This is a genomic window from Pseudomonas inefficax (assembly GCF_900277125.1).
Lineage (GTDB): Bacteria > Pseudomonadota > Gammaproteobacteria > Pseudomonadales > Pseudomonadaceae > Aquipseudomonas > Aquipseudomonas inefficax.
Genome location: NZ_OPYN01000228.1, coordinates 1 through 1,422 on the forward strand (window position 1 = coordinate 1; position 1,422 = coordinate 1,422).

A 1,422-nucleotide genomic window follows, 5' to 3' on the forward strand; every position below is an offset into this window, starting at 1 on the left:
GCGCGACATCAGGGCGATGAGGCGGGTCAGCACGATGTGCTTGAGGACGTCGGCGTGGTTGCCGGCGTGGAAGGCGTGACGATAGTTCATGGCAACTCCTGCGGGGGTGGCAAGTTTACCTTGCCTTGCAGGCGGAGTCAGGCCTGGCTGTCGATCGGCGGGGGCTTCTTCGCGGGTTCACCCGCGAAGCAGGCGCCGCCGATTCAACCGGTGTTACTTGTCAGCGTGATACGCCGCATCAGCAGTTTCGAAGCGCTTGACCATCGCCTGCGACGGGCTGCCCAGCTTGCTCACCACGATGATGGCGATGCTGGCGAACAGGAAGCCCGGGATGATTTCGTACAGCCCGAGGGTGTCGAAGTTCTTCCACAGGATCACGGTCAGGGCACCGACCACGATACCGGCCAGTGCGCCGTTACGGGTCATGCCTTTCCACAGCACAGAAATCAACACCACCGGGCCGAAAGCAGCACCGAAGCCGGCCCAGGCGTAAGCCACCAGGCCCAGCACGCGGTTTTCCGGGTTGGCGGCCATGGCAATGGCGATCAGGGCGACGGCCAGCACCATCAGGCGACCGACCCATACCAGCTCGACCTGGGAAGCGTTCTTGCGCAGGAACGCCTTGTAGAAGTCTTCGGTCAGGGCGCTGGAGCACACCAGCAGCTGGCAGCTCAAGGTGCTCATCACCGCAGCCAGGATGGCCGACAGCAGCACACCGGCGACCCACGGGTTGAACAGGATCTTCGCCAGCTCGATGAACACGCGCTCGTGGTTCTCGGTGACCGGACCTGCCAGCTCAGGATGCGCAGAGAAGTAGGCGATGCCGAAGAAGCCCACGGCGCAGGTGCCGGCCAGGCACAGGATCATCCAGGTCATGGAGATGCGACGGGCCTTGGCGATCGATTTGACCGAGTCGGCAGCCATGAAGCGTGCCAGGATGTGCGGCTGGCCGAAGTAACCCAGGCCCCAGCCCATCAGCGAAATGATGCCGATGAAGGTGGCGCCCTTGAGCATGTCGAAGTTGGCCGGGTTCACAGCCTCGATGGCAGCGAAGGTGGTGTCGAAGCCGCCAGTGGAGATCAGCACGATCACCGGAGTTAGGATCAACGCGAAGATCATCAGCGAAGCCTGCACGGTATCGGTCCAGCTCACCGCCAGGAAACCACCGATGAAGGTGTAGGCGATGGTCGCTGCGGCGCCGGCCCACAGGGCGGTTTCGTACGACATGCCGAAGGTGCTCTCGAACAGACGGGCACCGGCAACGATGCCGGAAGCGCAATAGATGGTGAAGAACACCAGGATGACGATGGCCGAGATGATCCGCAGCAGGCCGCTATTGTCTTCGAAACGGCTGGAGAAGTAGTCCGGCAGGGTCAGTGCGTCGCCGTTGTGCTCGGTCTGCACGCGCAGACGGCCAGCGAC

General features: G+C 62.9%; 1 protein-coding gene and 1 pseudogene. Both read right to left on the minus strand.

What is annotated here, in order from left to right; translation table 11 throughout:
* Positions 1–90: pseudogene (locus JV551A3_RS28800) on the minus strand (23S rRNA (adenine(2030)-N(6))-methyltransferase RlmJ); the annotation flags it as partial.
* A 123-nt stretch (positions 91–213) separates the two neighbouring features.
* Positions 214–1,422: sodium/proline symporter PutP (gene putP, locus JV551A3_RS28805; RefSeq protein ID WP_133979326.1), on the minus strand; the 1,209-nt coding region annotated here is incomplete at its 5' end.